Below are 26613 nucleotides of genomic sequence, written 5' to 3'. Positions count from 1 at the left end.
TTTAGTTTTTAGTAATATCTAACACTAAATATAAGGCATAAAAAAAGCTTCCAAATGGATCTTTTTTATTATAAATCGAAACCTAAGGTTATTTGCAACACTCTATTTCGTGGTTTTCCTTCGTCGTAAATATCACCTAATCCAAAATGATATCTTGCAGCCAATCTAACACCTGAATTTGTTTTAAAACCAGCACCAACATTTGCGCCATAATCAAACTTATTAGGATCGAATTCTTGAGAAACATCAAATAAATTAAAACTACTATCAAATTCTTCTTTATGAGAAATAGCTAAACCAACTTGTGCTCCAACTTCTAAAAAGAAATTTGGCGTTGGATAAATATTTAATGATAATGGCATGTTTATATAATTTACTTTTTGAGTAAATGTTGAGTTGTTATTTTCAATCTCATAACCTTGTTGAGAATATTGAAACTCGATTTGTATGGCTAATGCTTCACTTACAAAAGACTCTCCATAGAATCCAACATTAAATCCATGACGTTGACCTGTTTCAGAATCGCTATCAAATTTTACAGAAGCTAAATTATAACCTCCTTTAAGACCAAAACTAGACTCATTATCTGTTGTGTTTTCTTGAGCACTTACTCCAACTATTGCTATAAGTAATACTGCTAATGCTATTATTTGTTTTTTCATTTTAATATTTATTTTAATTTTATAATTATTTACCTCCATTTGCTTGAAGATCTGCAATACATTGCGCATCTAACTGTGGCGATTGACTTTGCCCAACTAAATTAGATATTCCTGAACCTGTTTCTGAAGCCCAATACATTAAACAACTCTCAACATCACAATGCTTTTCATGTTCGGCATCTTCATGAGCCGATTGTAATGGAGCTCCTAAATTAGTTAAACCAAGGATATGACCAAATTCATGAGTTATTACTGTAGTTTCTAAAACTGACCTGTTTGGCTCGAAGGCACTATTACTTAAATCCTGAATTGTTTCTTGATAGATAACAAAAGAAGTGTTTCTATAAGCTGTACCTAATACCACACCACTTCCAGAGTCATTAGCCGATGAACCATCTGCAAAAAAGGCCCAAACTGCTATTTCATTTCCCGTATTAAACTTTGTTCTATTAGCATCTTCTATACTTCTAATTTCTGTATTTGTATAAGGTGCATTGCCTGGAGATACTATTACTCTTTTTTCTACAGTAATTCCGTTTGGTTTAAATGTTCTTGCTTCTAAAAAAGATACAAAATTATCCACACTAGTTTGCGAAGGCTCAAAACCTTCTACATAAACCAATTCTACAACCATACTATTAAAGGTTGTGCTTGATAGCAAATCGTTAGATGAAGATCCTGTAGACTGTAAATGAGATGTTGGATTTTCTGTATCGTTATTTCCGGTAGTACTATTATTATCGCTATCATTATCAGTAGAACAAGACATCGCTACAATTTGCACTAATATCAATGATAAAAGAAGAGAACGTTTCATAGTTTTACTGTGTTTTATAAAACTGCCACCTGAAACAGATGACAGTCTATATTTATAGTAATTAATTTAAGAGTAGAAATATGTTTTAAATCTGAGTTAATACAAGAGTTACAGCTGCATTAGTAGTACTCTGTAAAGATATTGTTGTACTACTAAAACTAGTAACTTCCCAATTTTGATTTAATAAAGTAAAGCTAGCGTTATTAGAAAAGTTAAGGCTTAAAAACACTTCTGTTTCTGATGTTACCTCGTAAGTACCTTCAACATCTTGAATCGTTGCATTTACTGTGTTTTCTGCCACAATACTTAAATCGTTAGCAAAATCGATAGTAAACTCTACATATTGGTTTGCTGTATCAAGACCCGAATCTATAAAAGAATCTACTTGAAACAATCCATCAACTAGAATTTGTTCTAGGGTATCAACATCTGCTTCAGCATCTTCTATAACATCCTCTTCATCAACACAATCTTGAACACTTGTTTGCAATTCAATATCACTAGAAATTACTGCTGTAGCATCACTTGCTCCAGTAATTGTAATTGGATAATTAACAGAAAACAACTCGTCTTCACCTAAATTATTAGTATAGTTAAATAACTGTTCTTCACTTTCTATAACTACACTTCCTGTTTGTTCAACACTTAGGTTGTAGGTAAGAATAGTTATTGGAAAATCTATTTCTATACAAGAAATGGCGTCTTGAGCTGTAGCTTCTGCCGCTTCGCAAGCTTCTACAATAGCATCAAACTGTGCTTGATTTGTAACCACAACTTGAGTGTAGTTACTTAAAGCAACAGACACAGGAAATTGAAACACAATTGTATCATCGTCTGTATTAAACTGTCCTAAAATATTTATTACTTGTTGGTAATCTGTTTCACTTACAATAGTAACTTGTGTATTATTTATGGTAGCTGTTAACGGCAATAATAATGATGAGCATGATGTTCCGTCTAAAAAATCATCAAAAGACCCATCATACATCGATGAACGCTTTAGATTTGATGTTGTTTGCGAATCTGCCGAGTTTGTGTTCGTGTTTGGGTTTTCTCCTGTTTCATTATCAATTTCATCTTGACAAGAAGTAAAGCTTAATAAAGCTGTTAGGAATACTGTGGCAATTAATTTTAAGTTTTTCATAATTTTAAGTTTTTCAATTTAGTTTATTTTCTTTTTGTTAGCGAATTTTCATCGATATATTAATAAGACAATTAGTTTTTAATCTACCCTACCTATTATTTTATAAAATTTGATTTACTAGAATTAAAGCATATCCCAAAAGAAAAATTAACACTAGTGCTAATACAATTTCTAGCATTTCTAAAATTTTTGTTGGTATCATAATATTTAATTTTATGTTAATATGCACTTAAGACAACACGAAATAAGAATACCCTACTTTTATTCTTATTTTTTTTAAACTACCTTGCTTTCTTATTATTTTTGCCCAATGAACAATGACAAAAAGCTTTGCAATGAAGCTTCTTTTAATAATTTCTACTTAGAGCATATACAATATGCCAGTAATTTCGCCTTTTATAAATGCGGAGACAAAGACAATGCTTTGGATTTAGTTCAAGATGCATTTTCTAAAATTTGGGAAAATTGTTCTAAAATAGATTTTAGCAAAGCCAAAACGTATTTGTTTACTACGGTTAATAATTTATTTCTAAATAAGATTAAGCATCAAAAGGTCGTCATGGAATATGCAAAGGCAGCACCTTATGTTGATATCAATAACGAAAGTCCCCAATACCTTTTAGAAGAAGAAGAGTTTAAAAAGAAGCTTCAAAACGCTATTTCTTTATTAACAGATAAACAAAGAGAGGTTTTTTTATTAAATAGAATTGAAGGCAAAAAATATAGAGAAATTGCAGAAATGCTAGATATATCTCAAAAAGCTGTAGAAAAAAGAATGTCTATTGCATTAAGTATATTAAGGGAGCATATAGAAAATATATAAAAAGTAGGGTAAAGACTTTATTAATTGTCTTAAGGTTGAAGCACTAATAAAATGAAAAACGAAAAAAACATATTAAAATGGTTAGATAATGAGCTTTCTAATGATGAAATTAAGGATTTAAAACGTTCTGAAGATTTTACAATCATTGAAAAGATAGCACATTACAGTTCCCAAATGGAAGCTCCAAAAGTTAATGCGGAAGATGCATTGGCTGCTTTTCGTTCTAAACACGCAAGCAAAACTAAAGTTATACCTTTTAACTTTAAATCATTATATAAATATGCAGCGCTATTAGTCATTATGTTATGCGTTACTTATTTTTCATTTTTTAATAATGAAACGTCCTTTAACACCACTATTGCCCAAACAGAAACCATTACACTTCCTGATAATTCTCAAGTAATATTAAATGCAGTTTCCTCCTTAGATTACAACAAAAAAGAATGGGAAACAGATAGAAATCTAAATTTAGACGGAGAAGCCTTTTTTAAAGTTAGCAAAGGAGAAAAATTTACAGTAAACACAGATGCAGGAATAGTACAGGTTTTAGGTACACAGTTTAATATAAAAGAGCGTGAAAATTATTTTGAAGTACAATGTTATGAAGGCCTAGTTGCTGTAACCTTTAATAACGAAACTATTAAATTACCAAAAGGAAAATCTTTTAGAGTTATTAACGGAGAAGTACAATTGGTAGAAGATATTGATGGCTTAAATCCTACTTGGCTTCAACACGAAGCTTCTTTCGCAAAAGCACCATTAACTCATGTTATTGAAGAATTAGAAAATCATTATAATATTAAAATAACAACCCAAGGTATTGATACCAAAGTATTATTCACCGGAACATTTACTTACAACAATAAAGACATTGCACTACAAACGGTTACAACGCCATTAAAAATAAGTTACAAAGCCAAAGGAAACACAATAACGTTCTACAAATATGAAAAGTAAAGATTATTTATTTTGCTTATTTGCTCTCATTTTCAACCTCTGTTTTAGTCAAATTACAACAGAGAAAACTCCGCTTAATACATTTTTAAAATCTACTGAAACTAAGTTCGATGTTAAGTTTTCTTATGCTACAGAAGACGTTTTAGGCATAGAAATAAAAACACCTTCTACAACTTTTAATTTACAGCAAACCTTAACCTATTTAAATAACAACACACTTTTAAACTTTAAAGCTCTAGATAAACGATACATTACTGTTTCTGTTCTAGAAAAACGCATAACAATTTGTGGTCTTGTGTATGGAGTAAATAACACTCCTTTGCTTGGAGCTTCAATTGTTGTAAATAATACCCAACGCGGAACAACTACAAATACTATTGGAGCATTTAAATTAAACGCAATCCCTTTAAACTCTAAAATTACAATCTCGTTTTTAGGTTACGAAAGCCAAGAGCTTATAGCGAACCAACTGTTTTCAAAAGAAAACAATTGTACTAAAATTGAGCTATTAGAAAGTAATTTTCAACTCAATCAAGTTTATATCACTAAGTTTTTAACTACAGGTTTACAAAAACGCTTAGACGGAAGCACAGTATTAAATACAGAGCAATTTGGTATTCTTCCTGGTTTAATAGAACCCGATATTTTACAATCTATACAAGCATTACCAGGTATAGAAAGTGCAAACGAAAGTATTGCTAATATAAATGTACGTGGTGGTTCTAACGATGAAAACCTAATGCTTTGGGATGATATAAAAATGTATCATTCAGGACATTTTTTTGGTTTAATTTCGGCTTACAATCCTAATCTTACTAATAAAGTTACTGTAAGTAAAAATGGAACGAGTAGCCAATATAGTGATGGTGTTTCTAGCACAATTAACATGTCTACAAAAAACGAGCTAAGCAATTCTTTTTCTGGCGGAGCAGGAATTAACCTTATTAGCGGAGATGCTTTTTTAGAAATTCCGATTACTAAAAAATTAGAGCTTCATGTTTCTGGAAGACGTTCTTTTACAGATGTATTATCTACGCCTACTTACGACAACTACTTTACAAGAAGTTTTCAGGATAGCGACTTGAACAATAACCAATCTATTGAGAATGGTAGCGCATCATCAGACTTCTCTTTTTATGATTATTCTGCTAAGTTATTGTTCGATTTAAACGATAAACATACCTTTAGAACCAATGTTATATACATAAATAACAATTTAGATTATTCTGAAACCAATATAGATTCTAATAATAGTACAACAACGAAATCAAGTAATTTAACTCAAGAAAACTTAGGTTTTGGAGGACATTGGCAGGCCAATTGGAGCTCTAAATTTAACACTAAACTATTAGCTTATTATTCTAGGTACACTGTAGATGCTTCCGATTTAAGAGTCGAGACCAATCAATTATTACAACAAGGCAATCAAGTTTTAGAAACAGGAATTAAATTAAACAGTTTTTACCATTTAAATTCTAACTTCACACTTTTAGCAGGCTATCAGTTTAACGAAACAGGAATATCAAACAGCACGAACGTTTCTTTACCTGCTTTTGATAGAGAAAAGAAAGATGTATTGTTAAACCATGCGCTCTATACCGAAGGCGAATATAGAAAAGGAAAAACCTATATAAGAGCTGGAGTTAGAGCCTCGTATTTTCAAAAGTTTAATAAATTATTAATTGACCCAAGAATTAACTTAAGACAAAAGTTATCTAGGCAATTAGCTTTAAAAATTGAAGGTGAATTTAAAAACCAATCTGCCACCCAAAAAATAGATTTTCAAGACGATTTTTTAGGTGTAGAAAACAGACGTTGGATTTTAGCAAATGAAGAAAACATACCAATTACAACTAGTAAACAAGCTTCTTTAGGGCTAGAATTTAAACAAAACAATTTAAATATTGAAACGACTGGTTTTTATAAGTTAGTTTCAGATATTACCGCTGGAAACCAAGGTTTTTATAACAATTTTCAATACTTAGATGCTACAGGAAACTATACTGCAAAAGGTATTGAGTTTTTAATAAATAAAACAACTAACAGGTACAGTACTTGGTTAAGTTACACGTATAGTATTAATGATTACGAATTTGAGAGTTTTACACCTTCAGCATTTCCTAATAATATAGACATAAGACACTCTGCTACTTTAGCTTTTAATTATAATATTTTAGAAGATTTAAAAATATCGGTGGGTGCCTTATGGCGTTCCGGACAACCATATACTAAACCTCTTGAAGGCAACGAAACCGTGCAAGATGGTAATACACTATTTGTAAACTACGATTTACCAAACAACGAAAATCTAGACGATTTTTTACGCTTAGACACCTCTATTAGCTATTCGTTTAAGATGTCTAATGCCATAAAAGGCACATTAAATTTGGGAATTATAAATCTAACAAACCAAAATAATGTAATTAATCGCTATTACGAAGTAGACCCAAACGACTCTGAAAAGACCATTGAAATAGACAACAAATCACTAAAACTAACTCCAAACGCTAGTTTTAGAATTAGATTTTAGTAGCATACTTATTTTATGAGTTCTTAAAAATAGAATCCAAAACTTCCCGTAACACCAAACTTTCTAGCTTCCGGATTAAGCACTGGATCTAGATAGTTACCTCTAAAATTAAAGTCGATTCTAAAGACTTTAAAAATATTACCTACACCAACACTATACTCGTAATACGCTTCCTTATTTGGAGCTACATAAGTAAGTCCCGAAGCGTTTATATCTCTGTTATTTTGAGAAACATTACCCATTACACCTCTAAAGCCAACGATAGCTCTAAGGTTATACTTTTTAAGAAGTGGTATTCTTGAAAAGAAGCGTCCGTTAAAGTTATGCTCTATATGAAGTGTAGCATACTCGTCTGTTACAAACTCGTAAAAATCTAAATTTGAAAATGTATTATAGATAGAGAAATAACTTTGATTTCCTGGCACTACACTCATTAAACCTAAAGGAATATCTCCATACGTTTTACCAACCTCTATACTAGTTGTTAAGCGACCAAATCCTCCTAGAGACCATGGCTGGTAATATGAGAACTGTAATTTCTTATAATCGAAATCACTATTAAATAAAGTTGGATCTCCAACAGTAATTTGCGCAAAAATTCTGGCAAAATCATCGTTCTTATTTCTACGCTCTACTCCAAATCCTGTCATTTCGCGTTTTGGAAAATAAGATAAAGACAGTGCTGTTTCGTATTGTTTAATTTCAGATTTTGTTTCTGTCTGTGTAGCATCAGTAAAATAATCTAAGCTAAACGTTTCCGAAGCTGATTCTAGCGTTTTATAAGTTCCGCTTAAGCGTGTAATAAAATTTCTAAACGGCTCTGCTTCTATGGCAACAGTAGTTAAATTAACGTTGGTTAATTTATCGTTGGTTCCTGTACCAACTACAGATGAAGATGCTAAACTACGCCCTAAAACATCTGTAGAACTCGTTAAACTTGCTCCTATCTGCTCTACATCTCTTCTATTTCCTCCCGAAAGAATCAATCTACTTTTCTTATCGACCAACCATTTTCCAGAAATACCGTATTTAAATTTATCATCTCTAAACCCATAAGCTAAAAACCCTTCTAAACGCCATAAATCGTTCTGTCCAAAATACGTTCTTCCTCCTCCTCTTAATCTAACACCTTCAACTTCATTATATCCAAAGGTTGAAAAAATAGGTCCATAATCTAAATTCAATTCATCGAACTCTACATAGCCAGAAGCTAGTATACTTCCTAAATTATAAAGTCGTTTAAATTTTTTAGTATTCTTTAAAGAATCTAGCATTACATAAACACCCTTCTCATCTTTACTTAAAGTTTCCATTCTGTTTTTATCCCAAAAAGCTTCATCTTGATTATATAAATCTTCATCAAAACTATAAATTTTTTCTTTATAGAATTTAGGATCTTTCTTCTCGTCAAATTTATAATTATCATATAAAGTTGTACGCTTACCGTATATACCTTGTGATTTTTCTTTTTTATTAAAAGCAAAATCAGACATAAAATAATCACGTTTAATCAAGAAAGTAGAATCGTTTAAAACATCAAACTCTTGCTCTATATAAATTTCTTTTACCCAATTAATATTCGCGCTTTTAGAAGCTTGCATATTAATATTTTTAATAGCAAACGTAGTATCTGCAACCCAAAAATCTCCTTTAAAGGTCAATTCGTTTTTACGTCTTGGATAGTAAATAATATTGTAGCACCATTTGTTATCTATAAAAGAACTATCGGCCAAAACATAGTTATACGTTTGTATTCCTGTTCTAGAAATAGGACTTGTAAAACTCTTATCGAAGAACTTTAAGTAATTATCATAAACATCGTACTCGCTATATAAATCGTCAACAAAATCAATAATAATTTGATTATTACTAAATCCAGAATTTTTATTTCCTTTTAAAATCTCGCGTTTTTCCTTTATAATATTATCACCATAAACCTCTGCCGAAGACTCATTAATAAACATTGGCAAATAGGTTTTACCGGTTACTTTAGAAGTATCAACTTGCTCGAAAACAAATTCCATTCCACGGAACAATTTACTATTAATAGTAGTACTATCTATAGTGTTTAAATCGAACTCAACCTTTTCATATTTATCATACTTATATTGCTTGTACTGCTTTAATCCATTACTTCTTTTATTCGCCCAAATTTTACGTAAAATATCTATTGCAGGATTATTTTTCTTAGGTTGCTTTCCCGATACAAGCACTACTTCTTGTAGTGTTGCAGCGTCTTCTTGTAACGTAATATCAAACTTATAATTAACTTTTTGCGGCAATTTTACCGTTTCTGTTTTAAAACCAATAAAAGAGTACACAATACTACTTTGTGTTTCGTCAGACTCTATATAATAAGTACCATTTTCATCTGTAATTGTACCAATACTTGTTCCTTCAAAATAAATATTAACATATGGAGCAGGCATATTAGTATCATCATAAACATGACCACTAACTTTAGTTTGCGCTAAAGCGGAAAGACTTCCGAAGCATAATAACAAGAATAAATATTTCATTTTCATATGTCAATTTTTATTGTTTTTTTATAAGTCCTATTATAAACACATATCTAAGAACGACTTATAGATATAAATGTTTGATGAGAATAGAATAAAAACAAACAAACTTCATCAACAATTGTGCTAATGAAGTTTGATATAAAATTATTTTTTATTTTTCTATTTGTACATCACCTTTTTAACAGCCTTAATTACCTCTGTATAATCTGGTAACCATTCTGCTAATAGTACTGGTGAATATGGCGCAGGCGTATCTGCCGTGTTTATTTTTACAACTGGAGCATCTAAATAATCGAAAGCTTCAGCTTGTACCATATAAGTTATATCTGTAGAAACATTACCAAAAGGCCAAGCTTCTTCTAAAACTACTAAACGGTTTGTTTTCTTTACAGATTTTAAAATAGCTTCTTTATCTAAAGGTCTTACTGTACGTAAATCTATAATTTCGCAAGAAATACCATCTTTAGCTAATTCGTCTGCGGCTTTGTATGCTTCCTTAATAATTTTACCAAAAGAAACAATAGTAACATCTGTACCTTCTCTTTTAATTTCGGCAACACCTAATGGAATTGTGTATTCACCTTCTGGCACTTCACCTTTATCACCATACATTTGCTCGCTCTCCATAAAAATTACTGGATCGTCATCACGAATAGCAGCCTTTAAAAGTCCTTTCGCATCATAAGGATTAGATGGTACTACTACTTTTAAACCTGGAGTGTTAGCAAACCAACTCTCGAAAGCTTGCGAATGTGTTGCTCCTAATTGTCCTGCTGATCCTGTTGGACCTCTAAAAACAATTGGACATTTAAGCTGTCCACCAGACATTTGTCTAATTTTTGCAGCATTATTTATAATTTGATCAATACCAACTAAAGAGAAGTTAAAGGTCATGTATTCTACAATTGGTCTATTTCCTGTCATGGTAGAACCAATCGCTATACCAGCAAAACCAAGCTCTGCAATAGGTGTATCAATAACACGTTTTGCTCCAAACTCTTCTAACATACCTTTAGATGCTTTATATGCACCATTATATTCTGCTACTTCCTCACCCATTAAGTAAATGCTTTCGTCGCGACGCATTTCTTCACTCATGGCTTCACATATAGCTTCTCTAAATTGAATTGTCTTCATATTAATTTATATATTGAAAAACAAAAATAAGAATAACTCTAAACTAATAAAGCAGTTTTTATTTAAAATTTATTATGCATGCATAGTATTTTTTTAGAATAAAATATTTATCTTCGTAATCTTGAAAGTTGAAGCATTTAACGATAACGATTGAGTAGAGGGCTTCACAAACAAAATAGTCTTAATTTAATTATAATAAATATGAAAATATTAGTGTGTATAAGTCACGTTCCAGACACTACATCAAAAATTAATTTTACAGATGGAGATGCAAAATTCGACACCAACGGTGTTCAATTTGTAATAAACCCTAACGATGAGTTTGGTTTAACACGTGCCATGTGGTTTAAAGAAAAGCAAGGTGCAAGTGTAGATGTTGTAAATGTTGGTGGTGCAGAAACAGAACCGACTTTACGTAAAGCTCTAGCTATTGGTGCAGACTCTGCTATTAGAGTAAATACTGAAGCAAAAGATGGTTTTCAAGTTGCTAAAGAATTAGCAAAAGTAGTAAAAGATGGTGGATACGATTTAGTTATTGCTGGTCGCGAATCTATTGATTATAATGGAGGAATGGTTCCAGGCATGTTATCTGAATTAATAGGAGCAAATTTTGTTTCAAATTGTATTAGTTTAGAAATTGAAGGTACAAACGCAACAGCTAGTAGAGAAATTGATGGTGGAAAAGAAACGGTTGCTACAAGTTTACCTTTAGTAATTGCCGGACAAAAAGGATTAGTTGAGGAAAGCGATTTACGTATCCCTAACATGAGAGGTATTATGATGGCTCGTAAAAAACCTTTAAATGTTGTTGAAGCTGCTAATGCAGAAACTGAAACATCTTCAATTAAATTTGAAAAACCAGAACCTAAAGGAGTAGTTACTTTAGTTGATGCTGGTAATTTAGATGAGCTAGTAAACTTACTTCATAACGAAGCTAAGGTGATTTAATTATAGGTTAAATCATTCCGAACTTGCTTCGGAATCTTTTGAAATTAAATGAAAGATTAATGAGATCCTGAAACTAGTTCAGGATAAAAAAAAGAAAAACATGTCAGTTTTAGTATATACAGAATCAGAAAATGGAAAATTTAAGAAAACAGCCTTAGAGGTTGCTTCTTATGCCAAAGCAGTAGCAAACCAATTAGGTACTACTGTTACCGCTGTTACAGTTAATGCAGCAGATACAAGCGAATTAGCAAATTACGGAGTAGATAAAGTATTGAATGTCTCAAATTCTGCTTTAGACGCTTTTAACGCAAAATCTTATGCTTCAGTTATAAAACAAGCAGCAGAAAAAGAAGATGCAAAAGTAGTTATCGTTAGCCAAAGTGCAGATAGCAAATATTTAGCGCCTATTTTAGCAGTAGGTTTAAATGCAGGATATGCTTCTAATGTTATGGAAGCACCTTCAAGCACTTCGCCTTTTACAGTAAAACGTACAGCTTTTACAAACAAAGCTTTTAACATTACTACAATAAATACAGATGTAAAAGTTGTAGGTGTATCTAATAACTCTTTTGGGTTAGTAGAAAATAGTGCAAGTGCTTCTTCAGAAGACTTCGCTCCTACGCTTCCAGAATCTGGAGTTACAGTACAATCTGTAGATAAAGCAACAGATAAAGTGACTATTGCCGATGCAGAAATAGTAGTTTCAGCAGGTCGTGGAATGAAAGGACCGGAAAACTGGGGAATGATAGAAGAATTAGCAGAAGTTCTTGGAGCTGCAACTGCTTGTTCTAAGCCAGTAAGTGATTTAGGATGGAGACCACATAGCGAACACGTTGGACAAACAGGAAAACCTGTAGCGTCTAATTTATACATTGCTATTGGTATTTCTGGAGCAATCCAACATTTAGCAGGAATTAATGCAAGTAAAGTAAAAGTTGTTATTAATACAGACCCAGAAGCACCTTTCTTTAAGGCTGCAGATTATGGTGTTGTAGGCGATGCTTTTGAAGTTGTACCTGCACTTATCGAAAAATTAAAAGCTTTTAAAGCGGCAAACGCTTAATTTTTTATAAATTGTGCTCGTGAAAAAGCGGTTTAAATTCTATTTTACAATTTAAACCGCTTTTTTTTGATTAAAATATTTATGAGTTTAGTTAGACTAAAAATAAAAGGAATATCGTACAGCCAGACACAAAATGGCGCATACGCATTAATATTAAACGAGGTAGATGGCGAACGCAAACTACCAATAGTAATTGGTGCTTTTGAGGCTCAATCTATTGCAATTGCTCTTGAAAAAGAAATTCGACCGCCACGTCCACTAACGCACGATTTATTTAAAAATTTTGCAGACAGATTTGATATTGTTGTAAAGCAAGTGATCATTCACAAGTTAGTAGACGGTGTTTTCTATTCTAGCCTTATTTGCGAACGCGATAAGATTGAAGAAATAATTGATGCAAGAACAAGCGATGCTATAGCTTTAGCTTTACGTTTTAAAGCACCAATTTTTACTTACAAAAACATCTTAGATAAAGCAGGAATCTATTTAAAAGTAGACCCTAACAAAGATGAAAACGACGAAGATGACGATAGTATCTTAGTTGAAGATATTATAAATGAAGAATTGGAGTTCGTCGATTCAGACGATTATGATTCTCACTCATTAGAAGAGTTAAACAACTTACTTGGCGAAGCTGTAGAAAATGAAGACTACGAAACAGCAGCAAAAATTCGCGACGAGATTTCTAAAAGATAACCTTATGATTAAAAATTTACTATTAGCTGTTGCAGCTGTTTTTTTGGGGATAACTACCATTTTTGGACAAGATCTTGAAAAAAAATGGATATCTCAATCTCCTACTAGCAATTTTACAAGCCTAGAACTTAATGAAGGTGAGTTTGCTTTTACAGGAGATTCTATTCAGGATGTAAAAGGAGATTACATTTACCAAAACAACTTACTCGTATTTTATCATAACGATGTTTCAAATTCTATTAGGCATTACAAAATAGCCGAACTTACAGATTCTACGTTAGTTATTAAGAATAAAAACATAGTTTATAATTATAAAGCTCTACCTACCACTTTAGTTGAAGAAACTATCGTTTTAGAAACTACAAAACCAGATAATGGTACAATAATTCCTAGTCAAGGTTTTTCTTTAGGAAGTCTATGGCGTGGTATTTTGGGTATGATTACCTTATTATTTGTTGCCTTCTTATTTAGTAGCAACCGTAAAGGCATCAACTGGAAAACCGTTGGTTTAGGTTTGATACTTCAGCTCGTAATAGCTGTAGGTGTTTTAAAAGTAAGCTTTGTAAAAACAATATTCGAATTTATCGGTAAAGGTTTTATAGAATTATTAAGCTATACACAAGCCGGAAGTGAGTTCTTATTTGGCGGTATGCTAGATGTTACTTCTTTTGGATTTATTTTTGCTTTTCAAGTACTACCAACAATTATATTCTTTTCTGCTTTAACCTCTGTCTTGTTTTATTTAGGCATTATTCAGAAAGTAGTAAAGTTAATGGGTTTATTACTTACTAAAATATTAGGAATCTCTGGAGCTGAAAGTTTAAGTGTGGCAGGAAATATTTTTTTAGGTCAAACAGAAGCACCGCTTTTAATCAAGGCTTATTTAGAAAAAATGAATAAGTCTGAAATACTCTTAGTCATGATTGGTGGTATGGCAACCGTTGCAGGTGCTGTATTAGCAGCATACATTGGGTTTTTAGGAGGTGAAGATGAAGTATTACAACTTTTTTACGCTAAGCATTTACTAGCAGCATCTGTAATGGCGGCACCTGGTGCGATTGTAATCTCGAAAATATTATTTCCTCAAACTGAAGAAGTAAATACAGATGTAGAAGTATCTCAAGAGAAAATTGGTTCTAATATACTTGAAGCTATTGCAAACGGTACAACAGAAGGCTTAAGACTAGCTGTAAATGTTGGTGCAATGCTATTGGTTTTTGTTGCTTTTATAGCAATGATAAATGGCGTATTAGGAGGAATTGCTGGATTTAATGGTTTTGAGATTGACGCTTTAAACCTAAAATGGCAATTTACCTCATTAAATGATGTAATAGCCGCAAACACACCTTACAAAGCCTTATCATTAGAATTCATTCTAGGTTATATTTTTGCACCATTAATGTGGTTAATAGGTGTTGCCAAAGAAGATATGGCACTAATGGGACAACTTTTAGGTATTAAATTAGCTGCAAGTGAATTTATAGGATACATACAATTAGCAGAGCTTAAAAATGTAACTAATGCAACACATTTAACTTACGAAAAATCTGTTATCATGGCCACTTATATGCTATGTGGATTTGCAAACTTTGCTTCTATCGGAATACAAATAGGTGGTATTGGTTCTTTAGCACCAGGACAACGAAAGCAATTGTCTCAATTTGGAATGAAAGCTTTAATTGGAGGAACAATTGCATCCTTAATTTCGGCTACTATTGCAGGAATGATAATAGGCTAATAAATCTTTATAAAGTCAGAAACTTCTCAATACTGGAGAAACAATATATAATTAACAAAAGACTCTTAATATTCAATTAAGAGTCTTTTGTTTTTCTACACATTTTTAATCATTAAAATGAAGTCTTAAAGTGGCATCTAAGTAAATTTGTTTTAGTTATTTTTGTATACATTACGACACCATTATTAACGATTAAGAGATTCCTGCCTTCGTAGGAATGCGCGCACTATGAAACAATACCACGAGCTAGTAAAACACGTTTTAGAAAACGGAAACGAAAAAGGAGATAGAACAGGAACAGGAACAAAAAGTGTTTTTGGCTATCAATTACGTTTCGATTTAAGTGAAGGTTTCCCAATGGTTACCACTAAAAAATTACACTTAAAATCTATTATTTACGAGCTATTATGGTTTTTAAAAGGTGATACAAATATTGATTACCTTACTGAAAACGGTGTTAAAATATGGAATTCTTGGGCAGATAAGAATGGTGATTTAGGTCCTGTTTATGGACACCAATGGCGTAATTGGAATAGTGATGAAGTAGATCAAATAACAGAAGTTATAGAGACTTTAAAAAACAATCCTAATAGTCGTAGAATGTTGGTTTCTGCTTGGAATCCTTCAGTGTTACCTGACACATCAAAATCTTTCGATGAAAATGTGGCTAATGGAAAAGCTGCTTTACCGCCTTGCCATGCGTTCTTTCAGTTTTATGTAGCAAACGGTAAACTGTCTTGCCAATTATATCAACGTAGTGCGGACATCTTTTTAGGTGTTCCATTTAACATAGCATCATATGCTTTATTTACTATGATGATGGCTCAAGTTTGTGGCTATGAAGCAGGTGAGTTTATTCACACCTTTGGAGACGCTCATATTTATAACAACCATAAAGAACAATTAGAATTACAATTATCTCGTGATTGCAGACCATTACCAAAAATGAAACTGAATCCTGAGATTACAGATATTTTCGATTTTAAATTTGAAGATTTCACTCTGGAAGATTATAATCCGCATCCACATATTAAAGGTCAGGTTGCCGTATAAAAGACACTTACTAAAAATTGATTAATTATCTATTTCAAAATAAAATCAAGAGATAAATTTACCTGAGGCTATGGTGAAGAATAATGAACCAATATTTTCACCCATAACAAAATAGGCAATAAGATCGAATTTATAAAACAATGAGAATTGATTCTTAACTATATAAAACAAAAAAAAGCTTTCTCACGAAAGCTTTTTTATTTTAGATTGTTGTAAAACTATAAGTTAATTACACCGTTCTCATCTGCAGCATACTCATTCCAAGCAAAAGCATCAGCTTGCTCGTCATTTTTCCACTGTCCATCTACCAAGTATCTAAACTCGTAAGATTTATCTTTTTCTAAGTTTATAGTCCCTTTAAAGGTTCCGTTTTTTAATTTCTTTAGTGCGGTAGCTTTTGGATTCCACTCGTTAAAATTCCCAACAACTTTAACTTCATTCGCTTCTGCAGCTGGTACTGTAAATGTTACTTTACAAACTGGTTTAGATTTTAAGAATTGTTTTGTAATAGCCATATTATTAATGTTTTATAATTCAAAATTATACAACAATACATTAGTAACAAACTCTGCACCTAACATTTGACAAAGAATTGTTACATTATTAAAATACTTTGTAATATTTTAGAATAACATATTTAAAAGAGGTCTTTTTTATTGATACAGCACCTCCGTTATTTAAGTTAAAATACTGATTACCAAACGCAAACGATTGCGTTAAAATAAAAAAAACAAAAACTCACTTTAATACTTTAACTTTACCTTTTAATCAGAAATTATGTTCGGAAAAAAGAAACAAAAACCACAAATAGATCAAGAGCAGTTTGCTTTAATTGAAAATGCTCAACGTCGAGTTAAACAGAAAAAAGGATTATACATACACTTCGTCATTTTCTTAATTGGAGCCGTATTTCTAATTCTAGCAAATACAGTTTTAGGTATTGGGAAAGACGAAAAAATTCTTGGCCTCGATTGGTTTGTAATTGCTATTTCTGCTTGGTTATTTTTCTTTTTCTACCATGCCTTTAACGTATTTATTACTAATAAATTTATGGGCAAAGAATGGGAAAAGGCGCAAATAGAAAAATTAGTAGCCAAACAGCAAGATAAAATTGAAATACTAAAAACTACTTTAGCCAGACCTAACGACAGCCTTAAAATAACAACAGTTAAACCTCACAAAAATCTAACAATGATTGTTGCTGCAGGTGAAAACAATGAAATAGGAAAAGACAACGACCTTATCTGGCACTTACGCGATGATCTTAAACGGTTTAAGGCACTCACTTCTGGTCATCATATTATTATGGGACGTAAAACATTCGAAAGTTTCCCAAAGCCATTGCCTAATAGAACGCACGTTGTAATTTCAAGACAAAAGGACTACCGTGTTCCTGAAGGCGTTTTAGTTGTAAACTCTATAGAAGATGCCATAGACGCGGCGAGTAGCGATAATCAACCTTTTATTATTGGTGGTGGAGAAATTTACAAGCAAGCCATGCCTTTTGCTTCTAAAATAGAATTAACTAGGGTTCACTCCACGTTTTCTGCAGATACTTTTTTTCCTGAGATCAATATGAATGAATGGAAAGAAACTGACAGTAAAGTGCACGATAACGACGAACAACATAACCATGCGTTTTCGTTTATGACCTATGAAAGAAAATAAATCTAAATTATTTTTTAGAAGCATATTATTTACGCTTCTCGTTCTTTGCAAACTTAGTTATGCGCAATTAAAAGTATCGCCTATTTCTAATGCTAATCAATTAATGAATAGTTTACTTGGAGATACAGAAAATTTAGAAGTAAGCAATATGACTATTAAAGGTGGTAAAAAAACATTTGGTCTTTTTAAAGCAAACTTAATTTATAACACTTTTTTTAAAGAAGGCGTTATTATGAGTACTGGAATTGCTGAACATGCTGAAGGGCCAAACGATGACACTAAAAAAAGCTCTAAAATAAACTTTGAAAGCGATAAAGACATTAACGTTATTGCAGATAACAAAGGTTGTTACGATACTAGTTTATTCGAATTTGACCTTATTTCTGCAACCGATGAAATTGAATTTAAATATTGTTTTGCTTCGGAAGAATATCCAGAATACATCTTTAAAAATGTTAACGATGTTTTTATCTTTTTAGTCACAAATACAGATACAAATACTTCAAAAAACATAGCATTATTAAATGGAGATCCAAATACTCCTATTACCGTAGATCATATAAACCCAGAGGTTAATTCAGAATATTATATAGCCAATTTTAACTACAATATTTCAACAATAGAGACACTTCTTAATAATGAAAAACATTTCGAGCTAGCTAAAAGCATCCAATATGATGGTTTTACAACTGTTTTAACCGCCAAAACAAAAGTAATTCCTGATGTCAAATACCACTTTAAACTAGGCATTAGCGATGTTGGAGATCAATTATACGATTCTGCAATCTTCTTGGAGGCAAATTCATTAAAAAGTACTGGAACTAAACCAAAACTATTAGATACCATAAATAATCTGGAAACGGAAATCACCTTAGATTTTGAAATTAAATTTGACACTGGATCAAGTAAAATAATAGGAGCACATTCTTTTTCATTATTGGATGCTATTTCAAAAGCCTTATTAAATAAAACAGAAGTAAACATTAATATTATTGGTCATACAGATGTTGTAGGCACAAATCTCGATAACAAAAAGCTTTCATTAAGTAGAGCAAATGCTGTTAGAGATTATTTTATAATTAAAGGTATTAGCAATTCCCGAATTAACACAAACGGCATGGGAGAAGAACAGATGAAAAGCAGTATTTCTAAAGATAATCGTCGTGTAGAAATCGTGTTTTCAAAATAAATCTTTTCTTTTTTATTTAAGAAACACTCCTTACTAAACAAATAGCTACTATTACCAATATTAAATAAGTCGTTTTACATAAATTTTGCACTTTTTTCACATTTGTTGTACAAGACAAACATTGGACTGCACATATATTTGACAGATACTAATCTTTAAATATAATAATTATGAAAAATCAAAACATCATATTAAGTCTATCAATTATAATCACTTGTAGTTTTACTAGCTGCAATAATTCTAACGAAAACATTACCACTTCAAAAGACTTTGTACAACTTGATGTAGGCGACAAAAACATAACAACTGGCAAAAATGAGTCTGAGTATTACTACGGAATAGGTTCAAGGTTTGCACCTATTAGCAAAACAGATTTAGATAGTGCAACAACAATTTTTCCTTTTAATAATGATGACGAGAACACCCGCATTGAAAAAGTTAATGCTACTGAAATAATAATTATAGAAAAAGATAGGCGAACAGACAAGAGAGAATTTGTTAATTCGGTTAACCTAACAGGTGCTCAAAAATCATTTTTTAAATCGCTTGACTACTCTAAACACTTTTCTATGAAAACACTTTTTGTAGAAAAAAATATTGACGGTAGTATTTCTGAAGAAAAAAAATACAATCCGCATTATACCATTGTTCCAGAAACGCAAGCTTTTTATACTGAAGGAGAAGACGCTTTAATTAATTATCTTATTAAAAATACTAAAACAGAAACGGCTAATTTAAGTAATAAGAAAATACGTGCGAATAAAGTTTATTTTACAATTACAAAAGAAGGATTTGTAGAAAATGTAACCATGCATTTTTCAACCAATTACCCAGAATTAGATACTAAACTAAAAGAACTTATTGTGAATATGCCAGGAAAATGGCAACCTGCTAAAAATGCAAAAGGCGAAACAATGGAACAAGAACTAACGTTTACTTTTGGGCCTAAAGGCGGCTGTTAAAAGCTCAATATATTAAAAAGTAATATCCTATAAGATTTTTATAAACCTTATAGGATATTACTTTTTACATAAAACGTCTTAACCGTAGTCGAGAAGTCTAATTATAATTAATTTTTTACATCTAAAGCATCACGTAAAGCATTACCAATTAGCATAAATGCCATAACCAAAAACATAATACATAAGCCAGGAATAATGGCTAAATACGGTTTACCAAGAATAATATAATTATAATGATCCTTTATCATTGCGCCCCAACTTGCCATTGGTGGTTGAGCTCCAATACCTAAAAAACTTAAGCCACTTTCTATTAATATTGCAGCAGCGAAATTTGCTGCGCAAATTACAATTACTGGAGCCATTATGTTTGGTAAAATATGCTTAGAAATTATGCAAAAATTATTAAAACCTAAAGCACGAGCTGCGGTTACATATTGCATTTCTTTTGCACTAATAATCTGGCCTCTAACCACTCTTGCTACTTCTACCCACATTGTTAAACCTACAGCAATAAATACTTGCCAAAAACCTTTTCCTAACGCTAAGGTAATTGCGATAACTAATAAGAGTGTTGGTATGGACCAAGTCACGTTTATTATCCACATAATAAAAGCATCTACTTTACCTCCAAAATAACCTGCTACACTTCCCATAAATATTCCAATAAACAGGGAAATAAACACAGCTACAAACCCAATAAAAAATGAAATTCGAGCACCTACTAAGACACGACTAAGTAAATCTCGACCATATTTATCGGTTCCTAAATAGAATGTTTTTGTTGTTATTAATGTTTCCGGCTGAATGGTATTATCTTCAATAGTAAAAGATTTCTCAATACCTTTTAATCCATCGGAAGCATATTCAGTATAATGTATTGTACTACCAGAAATAGTGTGTTGAGATATTGGAATTTCTGTTACAGTATTAATATTTCCGAAGAATAATTTATCAAAGAAACCCTGTTCGTTTTCAATTTGAGAAGGCAAAACCAATAGAGCGATACTAAAACCGGGAGCTTTGGAATGTATCGAAACATGCATTTGGTTGGCGTGCCTAGAATTATCTGGAGCAAAAACATATGCAAACACAGAAATCACACCTACAAATACGATAAAATAGAAACTAAAAACGCCCCAAAAATTCTTTTTGAATTTTTGGAGCGCTAATTTACTTAATGAGTTTGCTTTCGTACTCAATGTCTTTTATTTTTTTATAGTGGCTACTTTTTTTATTTCGTAGGTCATTTTTAAATCATTAATAACATTTAATGCTTCCTCTAAATAAACATCTTTACTTAGGCTTTTGTGCCATCTATCGCGTTTTTCTTTTAAAACCGTATCTTTTTCAAAAAGAGAAGTTTCATAAGGTAAAGACTCGAATGTTAAGTTTGTTTTATATTCCGAAATCGCATCGTATTCTTTTGCTTTCTCTTCATCAGCTTTCAGCTCCGCTTTATACTTTTTATAATTTAAAGAATATATATTCTCATCCATTTGTGTTTTAATCCATTTCGCATTTTCTTCAATAAGTTTTAGTTGCGTATTGTTTTCCATACGTGCTTTACTATTACTTATAGTTGTATCGTAATCGAAATAACTATTCCACGAATCGTACTTTACAGCTTCAATTTTATCCCAAGGTAATGGATTACGTTGATCACGCTCTCCAATATCTACAAAGCTATAACGGTCTGGTACTACAATATCACTCTTTACGCCTTCTAACTGCGTTGAACCTCCATTAATTCTATAAAATTTCTGACGTGTAATTTTAATAGCTCCTAGGTCTCCATGAGAACTTTGACGTACCATACGGTTTAAATCTAATATATTTTGAACCGTTCCTTTACCATAAGTCTGCTTACTTCCAATAATAATAGCACGTTTGTAATCTTGCATTGCTGCAGCTAAAATCTCTGATGCTGATGCTGACAACTCATTAACCATGATCACTAAAGGTCCATCCCAAATAATAGCATCGTCTGTATCTTTTAAAACCTCTTTGGGTTCGTTTGTAGATCGTACTTGTACAATTGGTCCATCTTTAATAAATAAACCTGCGATATCCACAACTGTTTTTAGAGATCCTCCTCCATTATTTCTAAGGTCTAAAACCAAACCTTCCATTCCTTCTGCTTTTAATCTTTCAATTTCTTGCTTAATATCTGAAGCGGCATTACGCTCATTATAATCGGTAAAATCAATATAAAACTTAGGAAGATTTATAACTCCATATTTTTTGTCATTTTTAATAACTGTAGAGGATTTAGCATACGTTTCTTCCAACTCTACAATATCTCTTGTAATTATAATATCTTCTATTGAGCCATCAACCTTTTTAAGAGTTAAATACACATTAGTTCCTTTTGGTCCTTTTATTAATTTTATAGCATCGTCAATACGCATACCTACAATACTAACTGCTTTTTCTTCTTCTTCTTGACGCACTTTTAAAATAATATCTCCAACTTCTAAATCTTGACCTCTCCAAGCTGGTCCTCCAGAAATAACTTCAACAATTTTAGTATAATCCATCCTTTTAGAAAGTCTTGCTCCAATACCTTCTAATTTACCCGACATTTGTTGGTCAAAACGTTCTTTATCTCTTGGTGCAAAATAAGAGGTATGCGGGTCGAATTCTTCAACAATAGCATTTATATACATTGCAAACCAATCTTTGCGTTGTAAATCATCAACATAATCTATATAATATACATCTAGATTTTTTAAGGTTTCCTCGCGCGCTTCAATCTCTATTGCTTTAAGAGATTTCTTCTCTTTTATTTTACCATCTTCTGTTGCAACAGTATCTCTTTCTTGTGTTCTAATTAATTCATCGTAATTAGAAATCGTACTAAACTTTAATAATTGTCTCCAGCGATCCTTGAGTTTTTTCTTACTCTTTACATAGTCATGATTTTCGTAATCTGTATCAAAATCTTCATCTATATTAAAATCGAAAGGCTTCTCTAAAACCTCTTTATAGTAAGTTTTAGCTTCCTGCATTCGCTGTACTAAGCGTTCGTTAGTTACATTAAAAAATGTAATATCGTATGCTTTCAGTTCATCATCAATTTCGGTTTCAAACTTTTGAAATTCTTCGATATCACTCTTTAAAAAGAAACGCTTTAAAGGATCTATTTGTGTTAAATATGTTGTGTAAACATCTTTAGAGAATTCATCGTTAAAATCTTTTGGTTCAAAATGTAGCTGCTCTAAAGCCAATGTAATAATCTGTACCAAAAGTTTATCTTTATCCGGATCGTTATCCACTTTGGTAGTAAAACTACAAGATCCAAAGGCTAATAAAAGCACTAACATTAGTATATTATATTTCCTTTTCATACGTTGTTATTTATTGTTTATTACAGTAATATGTAAATCGTTATTAATCATTTCTTTTAAATGAAAATCTTTAAAACATACTTATTACATATATTATTTTATCTATTTTACTATCCTTGTTGATGGAAAAATTTCCACTAAAATAGAAGAAAAAACCGTGCCAAGTATCTGTAGACACCCTAATTTTTTGTTAAACCACTAAAATTAGCTGAATACTATAGAAATTATGTATTTTAGCTTGTTATTAAAGGCTTTAAATGAAAAACAAACCACTAATTTTAATTACAAACGACGACGGTATAACGGCTCCAGGCATTCGCACTTTGGTAAGCATTATGAAAACCTTGGGAGACGTTGTAGTTGTAGCTCCAGATAGTCCACAAAGTGGAATGGGACATGCTATAACATTAGATTCTACTTTACACATTGAAAAAATTCACGTAGAAAATGGAGACTACGATGCCTATAGTTGCTCGGGTACTCCAGCAGATTGTGTGAAAATTGCTGTAAACGAAATTCTTGACAGACGACCAGACCTGGTTGTTTCTGGCATAAACCATGGCAGCAACTCCTCAATAAATGTTATTTATTCTGGAACAATGAGTGCAGCAATAGAAGCTGGAATTGAAGGTATTCCTGCTATTGGGTTTTCACTTTTAGACTACAAATGGAATGCTAATTTTGAACATTCAAAATCTTATATTAAAACGATCACTTCAAATGTTTTAAATAAAGGTTTAGCTGAAGGTATTGTACTTAACGTAAACATACCCAAGTTAGACAAAAACGAATTAAAAGGTATAAAAATTTGCAGACAAGCGAAAGCGAACTGGAAAGAAGAGTTTGATAAACGAAAAACGCCTCAAGGCAAAGATTACTATTGGCTAACGGGAACATTTGTAAATTACGATAAAGGTGAAGATACCGATGAATGGGCCCTAGAGAACGGTTATATTTCTGTTGTTCCTGTGCAATTCGACTTGACCGCTCATCATGCCATACAACAACTTAACACTTGGAATTTTAATGAATAAAAAAGCTATTATTATTGGATTTCTTATTGGTATAATTACAACCTTTATTGGAATTTCTATTTACACCATAATTATTGGATTAAAATTAGATTTATCTTTTCAGGAAATTGGGAATAGAATATTATCTACAAATGTTTTAGGAAAGCGCGCTAGTATAGGCGTTTTACTAAATTTACCTGTTTTCTATTATTTTTTAAATAAGAAAAAAGAAGATTACTCAAAAGGTGTTTTAATTGCTATTGTTTTAGTAGCTTTAATTTTTATTATAAATAAGTTGTAAGACATTAAACATCCTAACTAAAACTTTAAATAATAAATTGTTTATTTGGATGTAATCTGCGACTTTAAAAAAACAATAATATCAACCACATGAAATACTATATTATTTCTGGAGAAGCTTCTGGCGATCTTCATGGTTCAAACCTCATGAAGGCCTTGCGCCGTGAAGATGCAAATGCCGATTTTAGGTTTTGGGGAGGAGACTTAATGGAAGCTCAAGGTGGAACGTTAGTAAAACACTATCGCGAGCTTGCTTTTATGGGCTTTTCGGAAGTAATAATGAACCTAAGAACCATTGCAAAAAACCTGTCTTTTTGCAAACAAGATATCGAAACATTTAATCCAGATGTTATTATCTACATAGACTACCCTGGATTTAATTTGCGTATTGCTAAATGGGCAAAACCTAAAGGCTTTAAAAACCATTATTATATCTCGCCTCAAATATGGGCTTGGAAAGAAGGGAGAATTAAAGACATAAAAAGGGATGTAGACCAAATGTATGTTATACTGCCTTTCGAGAAGCAGTTTTACGAAGACAAACACAAATTCCCTGTACATTTTGTTGGCCATCCATTAATTGATGCCATTGGAGACAGACACCAAGTAGACGAGTCTAAATTTAGAACACAAAATGGCTTAAGCGACAAACCAATTATTGCGTTATTACCAGGAAGTAGAAAACAAGAGATAAAAAAAATCCTCTCTGTTATGCTTAGTTTGGTAGACGATTATAAAGAGCACCAATTTGTTATAGCAGGTGCTCCAGGTCAGGATTATGAATTTTACCAACAGTTTATTAAAAAATCTAACGTTCATTTTTTAAACAATAAAACATACGATTTACTTAGTGTTTCTACAGCTGCCTTAGTTACTTCTGGAACGGCAACATTAGAAACTGCATTATTTAAAGTTCCTCAAGTGGTTTGCTATAAAGGTAGTTGGCTGTCTTACCAAATTGGTAAACGCGTGGTAAACTTAGAATATATTTCTCTCGTAAATTTAATTTTGAATAAAGAATCGGTAACAGAACTTATTCAAGACCATTTTAATACTAAAAGATTAAAAAAAGAGTTAGATATTTTACTTGATGAATACGAACGCACAAAATTCTTTACAGATTATTACGATTTAGAAAGAGATTTAGGAGGAAAAGGCGCTAGCCAAAACACCGCTAAACTTATTTACAATTCTATTAAAACTAGCGCTAATTAGAGTCTCGTTTTGGGTAGAAATCTAAAATGGTTACTATAAAATAAATAGTGCTTTTGTAGTTTTAGAGTTTTATATGAATACTAAAACTGACCACCTTTTGAAATTACTAGAAAACTAAATAAGCAAGCATGCTAAAAAAGCATGCTAGTATCGTAGGCTTAAAATTATTAAAAGAATAAGTAATGTCGCAAAATTTCAACTGTCAAAAATATTATAACAATTCAAAATAGAGTTTAACTAAAACTTAAAATAAAATTTTTACATTTACAATATGCGAAAAATTGCCTTGATCCTACTTACTATAATTACATTATTTAGTTGCGGAAGTACTAAAAACAAACGCGTAATTACAAAAAAATCGAAAACTACAAAAACGATTAAGAGAACATCAAAAAAAGTTAATACCTCCACTGTTGCTGTTCCTAAAATAGCGCAATCTATTATTAAGAATGCAGAAAGTTATGAAGGAACACGTTATAAATATGGTGGTGTAACTAAAAAAGGAATGGATTGTTCTGGTTTAATTTATACTGCATTTAAAGAAGAGAACGTTGCTATCCCTAGAGTTTCGAGCGCAATGGCAAAATCAGGAGATTGGATAGATTTAAAAGAAGTACGTAAAGGTGATTTGTTATTTTTTGCTACGAAAAAAAATAATCGTAGCGTAAATCATGTTGGTTTAGTTACAGCAATAGATGGTAGTGATGTGGAATTTATACACTCTACTACGAGTAAAGGTGTTATTACTTCAAAATTAAAAGAAAGATATTGGTATCTTGCTTTTGTACAAGCAAGACGTGTGCTTTAAGCCTGTTTCCTACACTAATAG

At 31.7% G+C, this 26613-nt stretch carries 23 protein-coding genes; 15 read left to right on the top strand and 8 right to left on the bottom strand.

Annotation, left to right across the window (positions count from 1 at the left end; all coding sequences use genetic code 11):
• Positions 1 to 68 precede the first annotated feature (68 nt).
• From ASC44_RS11840 to ASC44_RS11830, 3 genes are all read right to left on the bottom strand, one after another.
• Positions 69 to 662 (bottom strand): porin family protein, encoded by a 594-nt coding sequence (locus tag ASC44_RS11840; protein WP_055447960.1) that lies wholly within the window; start codon positions 660 to 662, stop codon positions 69 to 71.
• Between the two features lie 25 nt (positions 663 to 687).
• Positions 688 to 1479 (bottom strand): zinc metalloprotease, encoded by a 792-nt coding sequence (locus ASC44_RS11835; protein WP_055447797.1) that lies wholly within the window; start codon positions 1477 to 1479, stop codon positions 688 to 690.
• 85 nt (positions 1480 to 1564) lie between these two features.
• Positions 1565 to 2623 carry a hypothetical protein gene (locus ASC44_RS11830; RefSeq protein WP_055447796.1) on the bottom strand — a complete coding sequence of 353 codons (1059 nt, stop codon included), beginning with the start codon at positions 2621 to 2623 and terminating at the stop codon, positions 1565 to 1567.
• 310 nt (positions 2624 to 2933) lie between these two features.
• Between ASC44_RS11830 and ASC44_RS11825 the strand changes: the two genes are divergently transcribed.
• Genes ASC44_RS11825 through ASC44_RS11815 form a run of 3 tightly spaced genes read left to right on the top strand, consistent with a single transcriptional unit; the run spans position 2934 to position 6933 of the window.
• Positions 2934 to 3446: an RNA polymerase sigma factor gene (locus tag ASC44_RS11825; RefSeq protein WP_055447795.1), complete on the top strand. Its 513-nt coding sequence runs from the start codon at positions 2934 to 2936 to the stop codon at positions 3444 to 3446.
• Between the two features lie 51 nt (positions 3447 to 3497).
• A complete protein-coding gene (locus ASC44_RS11820) occupies positions 3498 to 4403 on the top strand; it encodes a FecR family protein (RefSeq protein ID WP_055447794.1) in 906 nt (301 codons plus the stop codon).
• Entirely contained in the window at positions 4393 to 6933 is a 2541-nt protein-coding gene (locus tag ASC44_RS11815) for a TonB-dependent receptor (protein ID WP_055447793.1), read from the top strand. Before ASC44_RS11820 ends, ASC44_RS11815 begins: the two co-directional genes overlap by 11 nt.
• 23 nt (positions 6934 to 6956) lie before the next feature.
• Here the strand turns inward: ASC44_RS11815 and ASC44_RS11810 are convergent, their stop codons facing one another.
• Entirely contained in the window at positions 6957 to 9452 is a 2496-nt protein-coding gene (locus tag ASC44_RS11810; protein WP_420835942.1) for a DUF5686 and carboxypeptidase-like regulatory domain-containing protein, read from the bottom strand.
• Between the two features lie 162 nt (positions 9453 to 9614).
• Entirely contained in the window at positions 9615 to 10592 is a 978-nt protein-coding gene (locus ASC44_RS11805; protein WP_055447791.1) for a pyruvate dehydrogenase complex E1 component subunit beta, read from the bottom strand.
• 201 nt (positions 10593 to 10793) lie between these two features.
• Here ASC44_RS11805 and ASC44_RS11800 point away from each other — a divergent pair, with 201 nt between their 5' ends.
• From ASC44_RS11800 to ASC44_RS11780, 5 genes are all read left to right on the top strand, one after another.
• Entirely contained in the window at positions 10794 to 11540 is a 747-nt protein-coding gene (locus ASC44_RS11800; RefSeq protein WP_055447790.1) for an electron transfer flavoprotein subunit beta/FixA family protein, read from the top strand.
• A gap of 100 nt (positions 11541 to 11640) precedes the next feature.
• Positions 11641 to 12603: an electron transfer flavoprotein subunit alpha/FixB family protein gene (locus ASC44_RS11795; protein WP_055447789.1), complete on the top strand. Its 963-nt coding sequence runs from the start codon at positions 11641 to 11643 to the stop codon at positions 12601 to 12603.
• An 81-nt stretch (positions 12604 to 12684) separates the two neighbouring features.
• Positions 12685 to 13299: a bifunctional nuclease family protein gene (locus ASC44_RS11790; protein ID WP_055447788.1), complete on the top strand. Its 615-nt coding sequence runs from the start codon at positions 12685 to 12687 to the stop codon at positions 13297 to 13299.
• 4 nt (positions 13300 to 13303) lie between these two features.
• Positions 13304 to 15037, top strand: a complete 1734-nt coding sequence (locus tag ASC44_RS11785; RefSeq protein WP_055447787.1) for a NupC/NupG family nucleoside CNT transporter — start codon at positions 13304 to 13306, stop codon at positions 15035 to 15037.
• A 228-nt stretch (positions 15038 to 15265) separates the two neighbouring features.
• Positions 15266 to 16090 carry a thymidylate synthase gene (locus tag ASC44_RS11780; protein WP_055447786.1) on the top strand — a complete coding sequence of 275 codons (825 nt, stop codon included), beginning with the start codon at positions 15266 to 15268 and terminating at the stop codon, positions 16088 to 16090.
• A gap of 218 nt (positions 16091 to 16308) precedes the next feature.
• On the opposite strand, the gene ASC44_RS11775 is transcribed toward ASC44_RS11780, so the two are convergent.
• Positions 16309 to 16605, bottom strand: a complete 297-nt coding sequence (locus ASC44_RS11775; RefSeq protein WP_055447785.1) for an isoamylase early set domain-containing protein — start codon at positions 16603 to 16605, stop codon at positions 16309 to 16311.
• Between the two features lie 262 nt (positions 16606 to 16867).
• Here ASC44_RS11775 and ASC44_RS11770 point away from each other — a divergent pair, with 262 nt between their 5' ends.
• From ASC44_RS11770 to ASC44_RS11760, 3 genes are all read left to right on the top strand, one after another.
• Positions 16868 to 17758 (top strand): dihydrofolate reductase, encoded by an 891-nt coding sequence (locus ASC44_RS11770; RefSeq protein ID WP_055447784.1) that lies wholly within the window; start codon positions 16868 to 16870, stop codon positions 17756 to 17758.
• Positions 17745 to 18947: an OmpA family protein gene (locus ASC44_RS11765; RefSeq protein ID WP_055447783.1), complete on the top strand. Its 1203-nt coding sequence runs from the start codon at positions 17745 to 17747 to the stop codon at positions 18945 to 18947. Before ASC44_RS11770 ends, ASC44_RS11765 begins: the two co-directional genes overlap by 14 nt.
• 170 nt (positions 18948 to 19117) lie before the next feature.
• Positions 19118 to 19909, top strand: coding sequence for a hypothetical protein (locus ASC44_RS11760; protein WP_055447782.1), 792 nt, complete (start codon positions 19118 to 19120; stop codon positions 19907 to 19909).
• 107 nt (positions 19910 to 20016) lie between these two features.
• Here ASC44_RS11760 and ASC44_RS11755 read toward each other — a convergent pair whose 3' ends face one another.
• Entirely contained in the window at positions 20017 to 21108 is a 1092-nt protein-coding gene (locus ASC44_RS11755) for an ABC transporter permease (protein WP_055447781.1), read from the bottom strand.
• Positions 21109 to 21114: 6 nt separating this feature from the next.
• On the bottom strand, positions 21115 to 23256 hold the full coding sequence (locus ASC44_RS11750; RefSeq protein WP_055447780.1) for a carboxy terminal-processing peptidase: 2142 nt from the start codon (positions 23254 to 23256) through the stop codon (positions 21115 to 21117).
• 257 nt (positions 23257 to 23513) lie between these two features.
• On the opposite strand from ASC44_RS11750, the gene surE reads away from it, so the two are divergent.
• The 4 genes from surE to ASC44_RS11730 all read left to right on the top strand — a co-directional run bounded on the left by surE (position 23514) and on the right by ASC44_RS11730 (position 26592).
• A complete protein-coding gene (gene surE, locus ASC44_RS11745) occupies positions 23514 to 24290 on the top strand; it encodes a 5'/3'-nucleotidase SurE (protein WP_055447779.1) in 777 nt (258 codons plus the stop codon).
• Positions 24283 to 24570 (top strand): hypothetical protein, encoded by a 288-nt coding sequence (locus tag ASC44_RS11740; protein WP_055447778.1) that lies wholly within the window; start codon positions 24283 to 24285, stop codon positions 24568 to 24570. Before surE ends, ASC44_RS11740 begins: the two co-directional genes overlap by 8 nt.
• A gap of 89 nt (positions 24571 to 24659) precedes the next feature.
• Positions 24660 to 25784 carry a lipid-A-disaccharide synthase gene (gene lpxB / locus ASC44_RS11735; protein ID WP_055447777.1) on the top strand — a complete coding sequence of 375 codons (1125 nt, stop codon included), beginning with the start codon at positions 24660 to 24662 and terminating at the stop codon, positions 25782 to 25784.
• 271 nt (positions 25785 to 26055) lie between these two features.
• Positions 26056 to 26592, top strand: a complete 537-nt coding sequence (locus ASC44_RS11730) for a C40 family peptidase (protein WP_055447776.1) — start codon at positions 26056 to 26058, stop codon at positions 26590 to 26592.
• Positions 26593 to 26613: the final 21 nt, after the last annotated feature.

Source organism: Lacinutrix mariniflava, assembly GCF_001418015.1.
Lineage (GTDB): Bacteria > Bacteroidota > Bacteroidia > Flavobacteriales > Flavobacteriaceae > Lacinutrix > Lacinutrix mariniflava.
The sequence above is the reverse complement of the archived record's forward strand: the minus strand, read 5'-3'. Positions and strand labels throughout refer to the sequence as shown.

Excerpts from the sequence above, each read along its gene's own strand:
- ASC44_RS11840 (WP_055447960.1), bottom strand. The coding sequence starts at position 662 with ATGAAAAAACAAATAATAGCATTAGCAGTATTACTTATAGCAATAGTT.
- ASC44_RS11835 (WP_055447797.1), bottom strand. The coding sequence starts at position 1,479 with ATGAAACGTTCTCTTCTTTTATCATTGATATTAGTGCAAATTGTAGCG.
- ASC44_RS11830 (WP_055447796.1), bottom strand. The coding sequence starts at position 2,623 with ATGAAAAACTTAAAATTAATTGCCACAGTATTCCTAACAGCTTTATTA.
- ASC44_RS11825 (WP_055447795.1), top strand. The coding sequence starts at position 2,934 with ATGAACAATGACAAAAAGCTTTGCAATGAAGCTTCTTTTAATAATTTC.
- ASC44_RS11820 (WP_055447794.1), top strand. The coding sequence starts at position 3,498 with ATGAAAAACGAAAAAAACATATTAAAATGGTTAGATAATGAGCTTTCT.
- ASC44_RS11815 (WP_055447793.1), top strand. The coding sequence starts at position 4,393 with ATGAAAAGTAAAGATTATTTATTTTGCTTATTTGCTCTCATTTTCAAC.
- ASC44_RS11810 (WP_420835942.1), bottom strand. The coding sequence starts at position 9,452 with ATGAAATATTTATTCTTGTTATTATGCTTCGGAAGTCTTTCCGCTTTA.
- ASC44_RS11805 (WP_055447791.1), bottom strand. The coding sequence starts at position 10,592 with ATGAAGACAATTCAATTTAGAGAAGCTATATGTGAAGCCATGAGTGAA.
- ASC44_RS11800 (WP_055447790.1), top strand. The coding sequence starts at position 10,794 with ATGAAAATATTAGTGTGTATAAGTCACGTTCCAGACACTACATCAAAA.
- ASC44_RS11795 (WP_055447789.1), top strand. The coding sequence starts at position 11,641 with ATGTCAGTTTTAGTATATACAGAATCAGAAAATGGAAAATTTAAGAAA.
- ASC44_RS11790 (WP_055447788.1), top strand. The coding sequence starts at position 12,685 with ATGAGTTTAGTTAGACTAAAAATAAAAGGAATATCGTACAGCCAGACA.
- ASC44_RS11785 (WP_055447787.1), top strand. The coding sequence starts at position 13,304 with ATGATTAAAAATTTACTATTAGCTGTTGCAGCTGTTTTTTTGGGGATA.
- ASC44_RS11780 (WP_055447786.1), top strand. The coding sequence starts at position 15,266 with ATGAAACAATACCACGAGCTAGTAAAACACGTTTTAGAAAACGGAAAC.
- ASC44_RS11775 (WP_055447785.1), bottom strand. The coding sequence starts at position 16,605 with ATGGCTATTACAAAACAATTCTTAAAATCTAAACCAGTTTGTAAAGTA.
- ASC44_RS11770 (WP_055447784.1), top strand. The coding sequence starts at position 16,868 with ATGTTCGGAAAAAAGAAACAAAAACCACAAATAGATCAAGAGCAGTTT.
- ASC44_RS11765 (WP_055447783.1), top strand. The coding sequence starts at position 17,745 with ATGAAAGAAAATAAATCTAAATTATTTTTTAGAAGCATATTATTTACG.
- ASC44_RS11760 (WP_055447782.1), top strand. The coding sequence starts at position 19,118 with ATGAAAAATCAAAACATCATATTAAGTCTATCAATTATAATCACTTGT.
- ASC44_RS11750 (WP_055447780.1), bottom strand. The coding sequence starts at position 23,256 with ATGAAAAGGAAATATAATATACTAATGTTAGTGCTTTTATTAGCCTTT.
- surE (WP_055447779.1), top strand. The coding sequence starts at position 23,514 with ATGAAAAACAAACCACTAATTTTAATTACAAACGACGACGGTATAACG.
- ASC44_RS11740 (WP_055447778.1), top strand. The coding sequence starts at position 24,283 with ATGAATAAAAAAGCTATTATTATTGGATTTCTTATTGGTATAATTACA.
- lpxB (WP_055447777.1), top strand. The coding sequence starts at position 24,660 with ATGAAATACTATATTATTTCTGGAGAAGCTTCTGGCGATCTTCATGGT.
- ASC44_RS11730 (WP_055447776.1), top strand. The coding sequence starts at position 26,056 with ATGCGAAAAATTGCCTTGATCCTACTTACTATAATTACATTATTTAGT.